At 71.3% G+C, this 15168-nt stretch carries 9 protein-coding genes; 5 read left to right on the forward strand and 4 right to left on the reverse strand.

Annotated features, from left to right (window positions below):
* Positions 1–117: 117 nt before the first annotated feature.
* Positions 118–2460 carry an FdhF/YdeP family oxidoreductase gene (locus tag IE247_RS20700; RefSeq protein WP_190124700.1) on the reverse strand — a complete coding sequence of 781 codons (2343 nt, stop codon included), beginning with the start codon at positions 2458–2460 and terminating at the stop codon, positions 118–120.
* A 206-nt stretch (positions 2461–2666) separates the two neighbouring features.
* On the opposite strand from IE247_RS20700, the gene polA reads away from it, so the two are divergent.
* Positions 2667–5321: a DNA polymerase I gene (gene polA / locus IE247_RS20705; RefSeq protein WP_190124701.1), complete on the forward strand. Its 2655-nt coding sequence runs from the start codon at positions 2667–2669 to the stop codon at positions 5319–5321.
* 72 nt (positions 5322–5393) lie between these two features.
* Here polA and IE247_RS20710 read toward each other — a convergent pair whose 3' ends face one another.
* Entirely contained in the window at positions 5394–6191 is a 798-nt protein-coding gene (locus tag IE247_RS20710; RefSeq protein ID WP_190124702.1) for a DUF4184 family protein, read from the reverse strand.
* Between the two features lie 267 nt (positions 6192–6458).
* Between IE247_RS20710 and IE247_RS20715 the strand changes: the two genes are divergently transcribed.
* The 3 genes from IE247_RS20715 (at position 6459) to pgfA (ending at position 9542) form a co-directional block, all read left to right on the forward strand.
* A complete protein-coding gene (locus tag IE247_RS20715; RefSeq protein WP_190124703.1) occupies positions 6459–8255 on the forward strand; it encodes a lytic transglycosylase domain-containing protein in 1797 nt (598 codons plus the stop codon).
* A 150-nt stretch (positions 8256–8405) separates the two neighbouring features.
* On the forward strand, positions 8406–8543 hold the full coding sequence (locus IE247_RS20720; RefSeq protein ID WP_190124704.1) for an SPW_0924 family protein: 138 nt from the start codon (positions 8406–8408) through the stop codon (positions 8541–8543).
* Positions 8544–8555: 12 nt separating this feature from the next.
* On the forward strand, positions 8556–9542 hold the full coding sequence (pgfA, locus tag IE247_RS20725; RefSeq protein WP_190124705.1) for a cell envelope lipid trafficking protein PgfA: 987 nt from the start codon (positions 8556–8558) through the stop codon (positions 9540–9542).
* Positions 9543–9593: 51 nt separating this feature from the next.
* On the opposite strand, the gene hrpB is transcribed toward pgfA, so the two are convergent.
* Positions 9594–12221 carry an ATP-dependent helicase HrpB gene (gene hrpB / locus IE247_RS20730; RefSeq protein ID WP_190124706.1) on the reverse strand — a complete coding sequence of 876 codons (2628 nt, stop codon included), beginning with the start codon at positions 12219–12221 and terminating at the stop codon, positions 9594–9596.
* 120 nt (positions 12222–12341) lie between these two features.
* A complete protein-coding gene (locus IE247_RS20735) occupies positions 12342–13154 on the reverse strand; it encodes a class I SAM-dependent methyltransferase (protein WP_190124843.1) in 813 nt (270 codons plus the stop codon).
* A 370-nt stretch (positions 13155–13524) separates the two neighbouring features.
* Between IE247_RS20735 and rpsA the strand changes: the two genes are divergently transcribed.
* Positions 13525–15015 carry a 30S ribosomal protein S1 gene (rpsA, locus tag IE247_RS20740; RefSeq protein WP_190124707.1) on the forward strand — a complete coding sequence of 497 codons (1491 nt, stop codon included), beginning with the start codon at positions 13525–13527 and terminating at the stop codon, positions 15013–15015.
* Positions 15016–15168: the final 153 nt, after the last annotated feature.

A 15168-nucleotide genomic window follows, 5' to 3' on the forward strand; every position in this document is an offset into this window, starting at 1 on the left:
CGATTGCGTTTGCGTGCTGTCGGCTCCGTCATATCATCCGGCTGAGCGAACGCTTAGGCCAAGGTCTCTTTCCGTCGGCCCGCCCCGGAGATCCGCCCCGGAGATCCGCCCACCCGGTCATGGCCGCTCGAACCGGACCACCACCGACTTGCTCGCCGGGGTGTTGCTGGTGTCGGCGGTGGAATCCAGCGGCACCAGCACATTGGTCTCCGGGTAGTACGCCGCCGCGCAGCCCCGCGCGGTCGCATAGTGCACCACCCGGAAACCGGGGGCCCGCCGCTCCACGCCGTCCCTCCACTCGCTGACCAGATCGGTGTACGAGCCGTCCGCGAGCCCCAGCTCCCGCGCGTCCTCCGGATGCACCAGGACCACTCGGCGGCCCCCCTTGATGCCCCGGTAGCGGTCGTCCAGACCGTAGATCGTGGTGTTGTACTGATCGTGCGAACGCAGGGTCTGGAGCAGCAGCCGGCCCTCGGGGACCCTCGGATACTCCACGGGGGCGGCCGTGAAGTTCGCCTTCCCGGTGGCCGTGGGGAACCGCCGCTCGTCCCGCGGCGCGTGCGGCAGCGTGAAACCCCCCGGGCGGGCGATCCTCGCGTTGAAGTCTTCAAAGCCCGGCACCACCCTGGAGATACGGTCGCGGATCGTCCCGTAGTCCCGCTCGAACTCCTCCCACGGCGTCCTCGACGCCGGCCCGAGCACCGCCCGCGCCAGCCGTGCCACGATCGCCGGCTCGGAGAGCAGCGAGGGACCGGCCGGGGCGAGATTGCCGCGCGAGGCGTGCACCATCCCCATCGAGTCCTCGACCGTGACCACCTGCCGCCCGCCCGCCTGGACGTCCTTGTCGGTGCGCCCCAGCGTGGGCAGGATCAGCGCCCGGCGGCCCGTCACCGCGTGGGAGCGGTTCAGCTTGGTCGAGACGTGCACCGTGAGCCGCGCCCGGCGGATCGCGGCCTCGGTCACCTCCGTGTCGGGGGTCGCCGCGACGAAGTTCCCGCCCATGGCGAAGAAGACCTTGGCCTCGCCGTCGCGCAGCGCCCGGATGGACCGTACGACGTCCAGGCCGTGGTGGCGCGGCGGCGCGAAGCCGAACTCCTTCTCCAGGGCGTCCAGGAACGCCGGGGCGGGCCGCTCGAAGATCCCCATGGTCCGGTCGCCCTGCACATTGGAGTGCCCCCGCACCGGACAGACGCCCGCGCCGGGCCGGCCGATCGCGCCGCGCAGCAGCAGAAAGTTGACCACCTCGCGGATGGTGGCCACCGAATGCTTGTGCTGGGTGAGCCCCATCGCCCAGCACACGATGGTCCGTCTCGACTCCAGCACCATGGCCAGCGCCCGCTCGATGTCCGAGCGCTCCAGCCCCGTCGCGGCGAGCGTCTCCTCCCAGTCGGCGGCCCGGGCGGCGGCCCGGAACTCCTCGAAGCCATGGGTGTGCTCCCGTACGAACTCCCGGTCGACGGCGCCCCCTCCCGCGGCCCCCGCGGTCCCGGGCACCCCCGCGGTCCCGGGCGCGTCCGGGCTCTCGTGCTCGCGCTCGTCCTCGGCCAGGATCAGCTTGTTCAACAGCCGGAACAGCGCCTGGTCGCCGCCGATGCGGATCTGAAGGAAGAGGTCGTTGAGCGCGACACCCCTGATCATGCCGAGCGGCGTCTGAGGGTTCTTGAACCTCTCCATGCCGGCCTCGGGCAGTGGATTCACCGAAATGATCCTCGCGCCCGCCGCTTTCGCCTTCTCCAGCGCGGAGAGCATCCGGGGATGGTTGGTACCGGGATTCTGACCCGCCACGATGATCAGATCCGCCTGGTGCAGATCCTCCAGGGAGACACTGCCCTTGCCGACGCCGAGCGTCTCGGTGAGCGCGGAGCCGGACGACTCGTGACACATGTTGGAACAGTCGGGGAGATTGTTGGTGCCGAACTCCCGGGCGAAGAGCTGCAACAGGAACGCGGCCTCATTGCTGGTCCGGCCCGAGGTGTAGAAGAGCGCCTCGTCGGGGGAGGAGAGCGCGGTCAGCTCCTCGGCGATGATCTCGAAGGCCCGCTCCCAGGTCACCGGTTCATAACGGTCCCCGCCCGGCGGCAGATACACCGGCTCGGTGATCCGCCCCTGCTGCCCCAGCCAGTACCCGCTGCGCCCGGCCAGGTCCGCGAGCGGGTGCCCGGCGAAGAAATCGGGGGTGACCCGGCGCAGGGTCGCCTCCTCGGCGACCGCCTTCGCGCCGTTCTCACAGAACTCCGCGGTGTGCCGCCGGTCCTCCTCCGGCCAGGCGCAGCCCGGACAGTCGAAGCCGTCCTTCTGATTGACCTTGAGCAGGGCCCGGGCGGCGCGCCGCACCCCCATCTGACGCCGGGCGACCCCCAGCGTGTGCGCCACGGCGGGCAGCCCCGCCGCCGCGCGCGGGGGCGCCGAGACCTGCGGCGCGTCCTGGACCGGATCACCCTCGGGCGGCTTGCCTGCCATCGTGCTCCCCTTCGGCGCGGAGTACCTGTGCGGGCGGCGCGGGAGTCCCTCCGCCACCCACTCACGGATACTGCCACGCCCCTCTGACAACGCTCCCGTCCCGGCGCGAGTGAACGGCGATGTCAGTGGTCCGTGGCAGGATCGTCCCCGTGGCTGAGACAGCATCGAAGCGAACCCCAGACGAAAACCGTCCGCGCCTGCTCCTCATGGACGGGCACTCCCTGGCGTACCGGGCGTTCTTCGCGCTGCCCGCGGAGAATTTCTCGACCGCGAGCGGTCAGACGACCAACGCCATCTACGGCTTCGCGTCGATGCTGGCGAACACGCTGCGCGACGAGGCCCCCACGCATTTCGCGGTGGCCTTCGACGTGTCCCGCAAGACCTGGCGCTCCAAGGACTTCCCCGAGTACAAGGCGAACCGATCGGCGACCCCCGACGAGTTCAAGGGCCAGGTCGAGCTGATCGGCGAGCTGCTCGACACGATGAACGCCGAGCGCTTCGCGGTCGACGGCTTCGAGGCCGACGACATCATCGCCACCCTCGCCACCCAGGCCGAGGCCGCGGGCTTTGACGTGCTGATCGTCACCGGCGACCGGGACTCCTTCCAGCTCGTCAGCGATCACGTCACCGTGCTCTACCCCACCAAGGGCGTCTCCGAGCTGACCCGGTTCACCCCGGAGAAGGTCCAGGAGAAGTACGGACTCACCCCCCAGCAGTACCCCGACTTCGCTGCCCTGCGCGGCGACCCGTCCGACAACCTCCCGGGCATCCCGGGCGTCGGCGAGAAGACGGCCACCAAGTGGATCAACCAGTTCGGCTCCTTCGCCGAGCTGGTCGAGCGCGCCGACGAGGTCAAGGGCAAGGTCGGACAGTCGCTCCGCGACCATCTGGAGGCGGTCAAGCTCAACCGCCATCTGACCGAGCTGGTGCGCGACGTCGAGCTGCCCCGCTCCGTCGCCGAGCTGGAGCGCGCGCCCTACGACCGCGGCGCGCTCCGGGGCTTCCTGGAGGTCCTGGAGATCCGCAACCCCAACCTCAGGGACCGGCTGCTCGCGGTCGACCCCGGGGCGCGGGAGGAGGAGGCCCCCGCGCCCGACGCCGGAGTCCAGCTGGACGGCGCCGCGCTCGCCACCGGTGAGCTGGCCCCCTGGCTGGAGCGGCACGCCGGGCAGCCCCTCGGCGTCGCCACGGTCGCCACCTGGGCCCTGGGCGTGGGCCAGGTCGCCGAGGTCGCCCTCGCCGCCGCCGACGGAAGCGCCGCCTGGTTCGACACCACCCGGCTCGACGAGACCGACGACCGGGCCTTCGCCGCCTGGCTCGCCGACCCGGCCCGGCCGAAGGTCATGCACAACGCCAAGGACGCGCTGCGGGTCTTCCCCGAGCACGGCTGGCACATCGACGGCATCACGATGGACACCGCGCTCGCCGCCTATCTCGTCAAGCCCGGCCGCCGCTCCTTCGCGCTCGACACCCTCTCCATCGAGTACCTCCACCGCGAGCTGGCCCCGGCCGCCGCCGACGGTCAGCTGGCCTTCGGCGTCGACGAGCACGCCGAGGCCGACGCCCTGATGGCCCAGGCCCGCGCCGTGCTCGACCTCGGCGACGCCTTCGGCGAGAGGCTGACCGAGGTCGGCGCGGTCGAGCTGCTCCATGAGATCGAGCTGCCCACCTCCCTGCTGCTGGCCCGGATGGAGCGCCACGGCATCGCCGCCGACCGCCCGCATCTGGAGGCGATGGAGCAGCTCTTCGCCGGAGCGGTGCAGCAGGCCGTCAAGGAGGCCCACGCCGCCGTCGGCCACGAGTTCAACCTGGGCTCGCCCAAGCAGCTCCAGGAAGTCTTCTTCGGCGAGCTGAACCTCCCCAAGACGAAGAAGACCAAGACCGGCTACACCACCGACGCCGACGCGCTCGCCTGGCTCGCCACCCAGACCGAGCACGAGCTGCCGGTCATCATGCTGCGCCACCGTGAGCAGGCCCGGCTGCGCTCCACGGTCGAGGGCCTGATCAAGACGGTCGCCGCCGACGGCCGGATCCACACCACCTTCAGCCAGACGGTCGCCGCCACCGGCCGTCTCTCCTCGACCGACCCCAACCTCCAGAACGTGCCGGTCCGCACCGACGAGGGCCGTGCCATCCGCCGGGGCTTCGTCGTCGGCGAGGGCTTCGAGTCGCTGATGACGGCCGACTACAGCCAGATCGAGCTGCGGGTGATGGCCCATCTCTCCCAGGACGAGGGCCTGATCGAGGCGTTCACCTCGGGCGAGGATCTGCACAACACCGTGGCGTCCCAGGTCTTCGGCGTGGAGACCTCCGCGGTCGACGCGGAGATGCGCCGCAAGATCAAGGCGATGTCCTACGGCCTGGCGTACGGCCTGTCGGCGTTCGGCCTCTCCCAGCAGCTGAACATCGAGGCCGGCGAGGCCCGTGCCCTGATGGACACCTACTTCGAGCGGTTCGGCGGGGTCCGCGACTATCTGCACCGCGCCGTGGACGAGGCCCGGGCCACCGGGTACACGGCGACGATGCTCGGCCGCCGCCGCTATCTCCCGGATCTCAACAGCGACAACCGCCAGCGCCGCGAGGCCGCCGAGCGCATGGCGCTCAACGCGCCGATCCAGGGCACCGCCGCCGACATCGTCAAGATCGCGATGCTGAAGGTGGACGGGGCGCTGCGCGAGGCGAAGCTCTCCTCCCGGCTGCTGCTCCAGGTCCATGACGAAATCGTGCTGGAGATCTCCCCGGGCGAGCGCGAGGACGTCGAGGCGATCGTGCGCCGGGAGATGTCCTCGGCGGCCTCGCTGAGCGCGCCCCTCGATGTGTCGGTGGGCGTCGGGACCGACTGGGAGTCCGCCGCGCACTGACCGACCGCCGTTTCGCCGTGCGTCCGGCCCGCCGCGCCCCGGTCTCCACCGGGGCACGGCGGGCCGTCGGCGTCAGACGCGCTCGGGAGCCCGTGCGCGCAGCCTCATGGCCCCGCCGTACAGCACCAGTCCGACCGCGAGTCCCGCCCCGGCCCCGAAGCAGGCGGTGGGAATGAGGTCGAGGAGCGATTCCATCCCGTCGGCGGCCCGCACACACCGGTCGACGAGGCCGATCAGCGCGCACGCGCCGATCAGGGCGCCCGCCCGCCTGCGGTCCCGGGCGTCGAGGACGGGCACGGACGGCGGCGGGACGGACGGGGGCTGCCTCCGCAGCGCCGTCAGCGTGAACCATCCGATCACCGCGAGGGAGAGCGCGGAGGATCCGTACTGCGCGAACTTGTGGACCCCGAACCCGGCCACCGTCTCATTGAGCACCGGTATCAGCCGGGTGCCCCATCGGTCGTGGTGGGTGAAGGAGTCCCAGAAGACATGACTGGCCGCGCCGAGCGCCGCCGAGACATAGAAGCAGAAGGCGTATCGCAGGCTCTGGGCCCCGGGCCGCCCCCGCAGCCAGGAGTGCACGGGCCCCCGCAGCCCTCCGGGCAGCAGCGCCACCAGGGGGTCCCGCATCATCAGCCACAGCGCCGCCAGCGCGGCGGTGATGGCCACGTCGACGGTGAGCACTCCGAGCGGCGCATGGGTGAACAGGCCGAACTCCATGGCCCCCGGCACGGCGGTGGCCGCGAAGTACGTCATGTCGGGGGAGAGCGAGCCCAGCACCAGGGCCGAGGCGACGAGCGGTCCGCGACCGGTCCCGTCCCTTCGGACGCCCGGCAGGACGGCGACGACATGGCTCAATGTGAACGGCATACCTCAAGGCCCCCTGTGACCCGTGTTGATCGGCTGACGGCCGGTCAATGACCGGTCCTGTGCCAGATATGGATCTATCGGTGATCGGTCTCGCCCAGTATGGGCGATCGGCTTGATCCGGAACTCTGGCCTCCGCACGGTGGCGAACTGGTGAAAAACGGTCAGGGCGAGGTGTTCCGGGGCCGATAGTTGCCGTAGGGTCACCTGGATATAGCCGTTATCGCACTGGGGAGCGCGGGCAGCCGCTTTCGGGGAGGGGAAAGACGTATGGCAGCGCAATTCGGGCGACGTCTGCGCAAGGGAGCGACCACCACCGCCGTGGCCGCGGTCGCCGTCGCGGCACTCTCCGCGTCACAGGCGCCCGGGATCACCTCCACCCCGCTCGGCAGCGGCGGCGAGGACAGCCCGGGTCAGGGCGCGGCCGACACCCAGCTCTCGACCGACACCTCCGTCACCGGCGACTCCCCCTATTACACGGACCTGCCGCCGCTGAAGACCCCCGACAAACCCGGGGCGTCCATCAACCTCCCGGCCGGCGGCCCCTCGGAGTCCGGCATACCCGCCACGGTCCTCGCGGCCTACAAGAAGGCCGAGAAGACCATCTCGGCCTCGGACCCGGGCTGCCATGTGCCCTGGCAGCTGCTCGCGGCGATAGGCAAGGTGGAGTCCGGGCAGGCGCGCGGCGGAAAGGTCGACGGCAACGGCACCACCTTCTCCCCGATCGTCGGACCCGCTCTGAACGGCGTCGGCTTCGCCAACATCTCGGACACCGACGACGGCGAGTACGACGGCGACACCACCTACGACCGCGCGGTCGGTCCGATGCAGTTCATCCCCACCACCTGGGCGACCTGGGGCCAGGACGCCAACGGGGACGGGCGCAAGGACCCCAACAACATCTATGACGCGGCCCTCGCCGCCGGCCGCTACCTCTGCGCGGGCGACCGCGACCTGAGGCAGGCGGACGATCTCGACCGGGCGATCCTCGGGTACAACCAGTCGCGGGAGTATCTCCGCACGGTCCTCTCCTGGTTCGAGTACTACAAGAACGGCACCCACGAGGTCCCGGACGGCAAGGGCTCGCTCCCCGACTCCGCCGCCCCCGACTCGGGCTCCAACGCCGGCTCCGGGTCCGGCTCGGACTCCCCGAAGACCGAATCGCCCTTCCCGTCCCCCAGTCCGGACTTCCCGCGCCCCGAGGAGAAGCCCCGGCCGGACCGGCCCGGCGGCGGTTCGGACAAGCCCACCCCGCCCACCACCAAGCCGCCGACCAAGCCCCCCACGAAGCCGCCGACGAAGCCGCCGACCACTCCGCCCACGACCCCGCCGGAGCTGTCGCCCGTCGCCCGCATCGAGAACGCGGGCACCGGCGAACTGACGGCCATGGCCGGACTCGACTTCACCGAGAAGGTCACCGTCCGGGTGGAGAACTCCCAGGGCAAGGGCGTCGAGCGCCAGAAGGTGCGCTTCGAGATCCTCGGCGGCACCGACACCCGCTTCCAGGGCGGCCGGAAGGCCGTGGTCCTCACCACCGGCGCGAACGGCGAGGTCACCGCTCCCGTGCTCACCGCGGGCGACAAGGTCGGGGCATTCGTCGTCCGCGCCACCGTCGCCGACCGCAAGCTGCCCGCCGTCGACTTCGGCGCCAAGGTCACCCCCCGCGCGGCCGACAAGCTCACCCGGACCGACGACAAGCCCCTGACGGCCGTCGCCGTCGCAGGCACCGACTTCGCGGAGATCCTGGAGTTCAGGGCCACCTACAAGGGAGCCGTCGCCTCCGGCGTCGGGGTCACCGCCACACTGCTCAAGAGCGCCGACGGCGCGGCGGTCAACGACAAGGGCCCCTACTTCAAGGGGGCCGACGGCAAGCCGGTCCGCGTGATCTCCGACCTCATCACCGACGCCGACGGGGTCGTCACCCTCCCGAAGCTCTTCGCGGACGAACAGCCCGGCACCTATCTGCTCAGCATCACCCCCTTCGGCGGAAAGCCCGTGCCCGTCGAACTCACGGTCACCGAGCCGGACGAGCAGTCCGCCACCCCGCAGCAGACGCCCGCCGGCTGATCCCCACCCCCTCTTTAGCCGCGCCGTTCCCCCGCCCTCCCGGGTGGGGGAACGGCGCTCCCTGTTCTCATCTCGCCGTCCGGTTGCTACGGTGCCCACCCCCTGACGCCCTGTCAGATCCAGATGGGTCCCACCCCCGGGAGGCCGAGCATGCGCGCCCTCACCGCCGCCGCCATCGGGCTGGCCGCCGCCACAGCCCTCGTCCTCATCGTCACCGCCGTCGGCACACCAGCGGGCGAGACCTCCCCCGAGCCGCTGCTGACCACCGTCCCCGGCCCCAAGAAGTAGGAGGGCCGGACCGTGCGCCGCCGCGCGAGTCTCGTACTCCTCGCCCTCGCCGTCTTCTTCGCCGCTCTCTCTCCCCTGCTGCGCTGGTACGCCTTCCCCCGGCTGGCGAAGGTTCCGCCGGGCCAGTACCAGGAGGTCGTGATGGAGGCGAAGCCCGCGACCCTCCTCGACTACTCCACCCTGCGCGCCGAGCGGGTCGAAAGGCTCACCATCGTCCAGACCCTCAAGGGCAACGTCGAGGAGTCCGAGAAGATCGAACGCGGCACCGGCCGCGATGTCGTCGTCTGGGACTCGCTCTCCCACGTCCAGGGCCCCGACGGCGCCATGGTCTCCCAGATCCCCGAGCGCTACATCTTCGACGCCCACAGCCAGGCCCCCGTCCACGCCCCCGGGGAAACGGTCGACGGCACCCCGGTCCGGCGCGACGGCATCCAGTTCAAATGGCCCTTCCTCACCGAGAGACGGGACTACTCCTACTTCGACGCCCAGACCCGCACCGCCGCCCCCATCCACTACCGGGGCGTCCGCGCCTTCCGAGGCCTCGACGTCTACTACTTTGAACAGACGATCCCCTGGACCAAGGTCCCGTTTCCGAAGAAGATGCCCATCCCCGGGATCGACGCGAGCACCCTGGAGAAGACGACCGGCACCACCCGCTGGTACACCACCCGGCGGATGTTCTGGGTCGACCCCGCCACCGGAGCCCCGGTCAACGGCGAGGAGATCCACCGGGAAGAGCTGCGCGGCGGCACCCTCCTCGGCGGCCGGGACAGGGTCACCGCCTTCGCGGGGCATGTGAAGATGCGCCCCGACTATGTGGACCACACCGTCGAGCTGGTGAAGTCCCAGCGCCCGCTGATCCTGCTGCTCACCTCCTGGCTGCCCCGAACCTTCCTCGCCCTGGGCGGCGGCCTGCTGGCACTCTCCCTCCTCCTGGAGGCCCGCGCCCGCCCCCGCACCCTCGCCGCGGGCGCCGAAACCGCCCCCGCACCCCTCTGAACGCACCCCGCCCCGCCCTTCCCCGTACTCCTCACCCAGACGTGCCGACCGTCACCCCTGGCCCGCCCCGGCGGCCCGCCCACCACCCCGGGCCCCCTCCTGGCGGGCCTTGGTGTATTTGGTCGCCTCCGCCGACGACGGGTCCTCCGGCCAGGGATGACGCGGATATCTGCCCCGCAACTCCGCCCGGACCGACCGATATCCATCCCTCCAGAACGAGGCCAGATCGGCGGTCACCGCCGCCGGCCGCCCGGCCGGCGACAGCAGATGCACCACCACCGGCACGCCCGCCACCCGAGGCGTCTCCCGCAGCCCGAACAGCTCCTGGAGCTTCACCGCCAGCACCGGCTGCTCCCCGCCGTACTCCACCCGTATCCGTGAGCCGCTCGGCACGGCGATCCGCTCCGGAGCCAGCTCGTCCAGCCGCGCCGCCGCACCGCTCGCCCACGGCAGCAGCCGCTGCAACGCCTGCCCCGCCGGGATCCTGGCCAGATCGGCCCGCCGCCCGGCGCGCGACAGCTCCGGTTCGAGCCAGTCGTCCGTCCGCTCCAGCAGCGCCGCGTCGCTCACATCGGGCCAGGGCGGGCCCACCACCCGATGGAGGAAGGCGAGCCGCTCCCGGAGCCCCCGGCCCTCACGCGTCCAGTGCAGCAGCTCCGGCCCGGCGCTCCGCAGCCCTTCGAGGAGCGCCTCCCGCACCAGCGCCGGGTCCGGATTCCGCAGCGCCCGCGCCGACAGCTCGACGGCCCCCAGCCGCCGCACCTCCCGGGCGACGACATCCCCGCCCTCCCAATGGACCTCCTCACCCGATTCGAGCAGATGCGCGGCGGCCGTGCGCGCGGTCTCCTCGCCGATCACGGCCGCCAGCCGGACCCGCGCGGAGGCGGCCGTCACCGGCCGGTCCGCCACGGCGACCGCCAGCCAGGGCGCGCCCCGGAGCCCCGATCCGGCCCCCACCTCGGCCCCGGTCCCGGACACCATGAGGAAGGCGCCCTCCCCCCGGGCCCTGGCCACCCGCTCCGGAAAAGCCAGCGCGGTGATCAGGCCGGTCACGGCGTCATCGCCGGAACCCCGACCCCGTCCTTCCCGAGCCTCCCGCCCCGGGGCGGTACCCCCGTCCGCCGTTCCTTCCGGGCCGTCCGTCCGCCCGTCCGCGGCCGAGGGAAGAGAGGACGCCAGCCGCCGAGCCTCCGTGCGCCACCGGGCCGCGTAGGCGTCCCCGCCCCGCCGGGCCGTGCGCCAGGCCCCCGCGAGATCGTCGCCGTACTCCCTCGGGGGCTCCTCGCTGAGCAGGGCGACCGTCTCGGCGGCGGCGCGGACGCCGACCTCGGGGGCGCCGTCGATCAGGGCCCGGGCCAGCCGGGGATGGAGCCCGAGGCGGGACATCCGTACCCCCCGCTCCGTGGCCCGGCCGTCCCGGTCCACCGCGCCGATCGAGGCCAGCACCGAACGCGCGGCGGCCATCGCCCCGGCGGGCGGCGCGTCCAGCAGCGCCAGCCCCGCCGCCGACGGATCCCCCCAGCAGGCGACCCGCAGGGCGAACGCGGAGAGATCGGCGATCTTGATCTCGGGCGAGGGGAAACGCGGGCGGCGCGTGTCATCGGCCGCCGCCCAGCAGCGGTACACCGTGCCGAACGCCTCCCGGCCGGCCCGCCCCAGCCGCTGGGTCGCCCCCGCCGCCGAGACCGGCACGGTCGCCAGTGAGCCGAGCCCCCGCGCATGGTCCGTGCGCGGCTCACGCGCCAGTCCCGAATCGACCACCACACGCACCCCGGGCACCGTCAGACTGGACTCCGCCACCGAGGTGGCCAGCACCACCCGCCGCCGCCCGGAGCCGCCCCTCAACACCGAGTCCTGCACCGCCGCCGGAGCCCGCCCGTGCAGCTGGAGCACCTCCGCCTCCACGCCGGCCAGCAGTCCCGCCGTTCGCGCGATCTCCCCCGTGCCCGGCAGAAAGCACAGGACATCGCCCTCGTGCCGGTCGAGCGCCAGCCGTACCGTCGCCGCGACATGCCGCAGCAGCGCCGGGTCCACCCAGGTCCCATGGGCGGGGCGGATCCCCCCGGGCGGCGGGGCGAAGAAGAACTGTGAGCCGTGCCCCTCGCCCGCGCCCCGGATCACGGGCGCGGGCCCCGATCCCTCCAGCACCGTCAGCAGATCCGCCCACGCCTCGGCGTCGCTCGTCGCCGAGGCGGCTATCAGTTTCAGCTCCGGCCGCAGGGTGGCCCGCACATCCACCAGGAAGGCCATCGCCGTGTCGGCGTCGAGATGGCGCTCATGGCACTCGTCCAGCAGCACCACATCCACGCCGGCCAGCTCGGGATCGCGCTGAAGCCGCTGGAGGAGCACCCCGGTGGTGACCACCTCCACCCGTGTCGCGGGCCCCACCCGCCGCTCGCCGCGCACCGTGTAACCGACCGCCCCACCGGTCTCCTGGCCCAGCAGCCAGGCCATCCGGCGGGCGGCCGCCCGGACCGCCATCCTGCGCGGCTCGGCGACCAGCACCCGCCGCCGGGGTCCCGCACCGACCAGGCCGGCCAGGGCCAGCGGGACGAGTGTCGTCTTGCCGGTGCCCGGTGGCGCGTACAGCACCGCCGTACCGCGCTCGTCCAGGGCGGCGAGCAGGCCGGGCACGGAGTCGCGCACCGGGAGACGGTCGAGCGCTTCGGTCTGGATCATGCACTCAGTGTCGTACGGCCCGGCACGGCCCGCGGCCGGTCATCCACAGCACCGATATGCCCATCGGTTCATATGACCGCACGGGAGGAGTCCCGTCACCCGACCCGCACCGCCGTCACCTCAGTCACGTACACACACGAAGATCGCGGTCCCCGGGATCAGATTCCCCCGCAGCGGGGACCAGCCGCCCCACTCCTGGCTGTTCCAGGCGGGCCACTCCGGCTCGACCAGGTCCACCAGCCGGAAACCGCCGGCCACCACGTCCCGCACCCGGTCCCCGACGGTCCGGTGGTGCTCCACGTACACGGCGCGCCCCCGCTCGTCCTGCTCCACATAAGGAGTGCGGTCGAAGTAGGAGCCGGACACGCTCAGCCCCTCGGGCCCCGGCTCGTCGGGGAATGCCCAGCGGACGGGGTGGGTCACCGAGAAGACCCAGCGTCCGCCCGGCCGCAGCACCCGGTGGACCTCGGTGAACACCGTCACCGGATCCGCCACGAAGGGCACCGCCCCATAGGCGGAGCAGGCGAGGTCGAAGGATCCGTCCCGGAACGGCAGCGCCGTGGCGTCGGCCTCCACCAGCGGCAGGCCGTCGCCGATCCGCAGCGCGTGCTGGAGCTGGCGGTGCGAGAGGTCGAGCGCGACCGGCCGCGCGCCCTGCTCGGCGAGCCAGCGCGAGCACTGGGCCGCGCCCGCCCCGATCTCCAGCACGTCCAGCCCCTTGAGGGACTCCCTCGGGCCCAGCAGCTCCGCGTCCGCCTCGTCCAGCCCCTCCGGCCCCCAGACGAATCGCTCGTCGCCCAGGAACGCGCCGTGCTCGCTCTGGTACTCATCGGCGTTCCGGTCCCACCAGCCGCGGCTCGCCCGGCTGCTCTCCGTCTCGTCCGCCTCACGGCGGGTGGCCTCGGGTCCGGCTTCCTCGATGTATTGGCTCATCTTCACCGTCGTTGTAGTTTGCGTTCAGCCCGGGCAGGGACAGCCGTAGTGGCCTCCGCAAACACGAATTGTGCCGGGTATGCGACGTTCTGCCCCGGGTGTGCGCCTTCGCGCATTGACCGTCTCCGGCTGCCCCCGTATGCTACAAGTTGCGCTGCGGGCCTGCGCGCCTCAGACAGAGCAGGTCGCGCTTGCAACTGTATGTATGTCCCCTCGGTTCACGAGGTGCCTCCAGGCGGTGTGTTTCCGGATCCTCGGAAGCGATGTCTGGCCGGTGTCTCCGCGACTGTCCGGCTTGTACAGCTGCGATACGGGCTCTCGGCGTAGCAGTACCTACGACTTCAATGTCCGTACCGGAGCCCTTTCCCACATGACGAGCAGCACCGAGACCACCGCCACTCCGCAGGTAGCGGTCAACGACATCGGTAACGAGGAAGCCTTCCTCGCCGCGATCGACGAGACGATCAAGTACTTCAACGACGGCGACATCGTCGACGGCGTCATCGTGAAGGTCGACCGGGACGAGGTCCTGCTCGACATCGGTTACAAGACCGAAGGTGTCATCCCGAGCCGCGAGCTCTCGATCAAGCACGACGTCGACCCGAACGAGGTCGTCAAGGTCGGCGACGAGATCGAGGCCCTTGTTCTTCAGAAGGAGGACAAGGAAGGCCGCCTGATCCTCTCGAAGAAGCGCGCCCAGTACGAGCGTGCCTGGGGCACCATCGAGAAGATCAAGGAAGAAGACGGCATCGTCACCGGTACCGTCATCGAGGTCGTCAAGGGCGGCCTCATCCTCGACATCGGCCTGCGCGGCTTCCTGCCCGCCTCCCTGGTCGAGATGCGTCGTGTCCGCGACCTCCAGCCCTACGTGGGCAAGGAGCTCGAGGCCAAGATCATCGAGCTGGACAAGAACCGCAACAACGTGGTCCTGTCCCGCCGTGCCTGGCTGGAGCAGACCCAGTCCGAGGTCCGCCAGACGTTCCTCACCACCCTCCAGAAGGGCCAGGTCCGTTCGGGCGTCGTGTCCTCGATCGTCAACTTCGGTGCCTTCGTGGACCTGGGTGGCGTCGACGGACTCGTTCACGTCTCCGAGCTGTCCTGGAAGCACATCGACCACCCGTCCGAGGTTGTCGAGGTCGGTCAGGAAGTCACCGTCGAGGTCCTCGACGTCGACATGGACCGCGAGCGTGTCTCCCTGTCGCTGAAGGCGACCCAGGAAGACCCGTGGCAGCAGTTCGCCCGTACGCACCAGATCGGCCAGGTCGTTCCCGGCAAGGTCACCAAGCTGGTTCCGTTCGGCGCGTTCGTCCGTGTGGACGAGGGCATCGAGGGTCTGGTCCACATCTCCGAGCTGGCCGAGCGCCACGTGGAGATCCCGGAGCAGGTCGTCCAGGTCAACGACGAGATCTTCGTCAAGGTCATCGACATCGACCTTGAGCGTCGTCGCATCAGCCTCTCGCTGAAGCAGGCCAACGAGTCCTTCGGTGCCGACCCGGCCTCGGTCGAGTTCGACCCGACCCTGTACGGCATGGCCGCGTCCTACGACGACCAGGGCAACTACATCTACCCCGAGGGCTTCGACCCGGAGACCAACGACTGGCTCTCCGGCTTCGAGACCCAGCGCGAGGCCTGGGAGACCCAGTACGCCGAGGCGCAGACGCGCTTCGAGCAGCACCAGGCTCAGGTCATCAAGTCCCGCGAGGCCGACGAGGCCGCTGCTGCCGAGGGTGGCACCGCCGCTCCGGCCGCCGCGCCCACCGGCGGTTCGTACTCCTCGGAGTCGGACGACAACTCCGGCGCCCTGGCGTCGGACGAGGCGCTTGCCGCCCTCCGCGAGAAGCTGGCCGGCGGCCAGAGCTGACGCTCTGCACCGGTTGACGGATAGCTGAGAAGTAAGGCCCGCTCCCCCTGGGGAGCGGGCCTTACTTTTTTTACCGCTGTCCCCGCCCGCGAGCGTGTGGCCCCGAAGCTCGTACGGGAGAGGGGAATGCCCCTGTGTCACCGCGTGTTGTCG

The sequence above is a fragment of the Streptomyces inusitatus genome (assembly GCF_014651115.1).
Lineage (GTDB): Bacteria > Actinomycetota > Actinomycetes > Streptomycetales > Streptomycetaceae > Streptomyces > Streptomyces amakusaensis.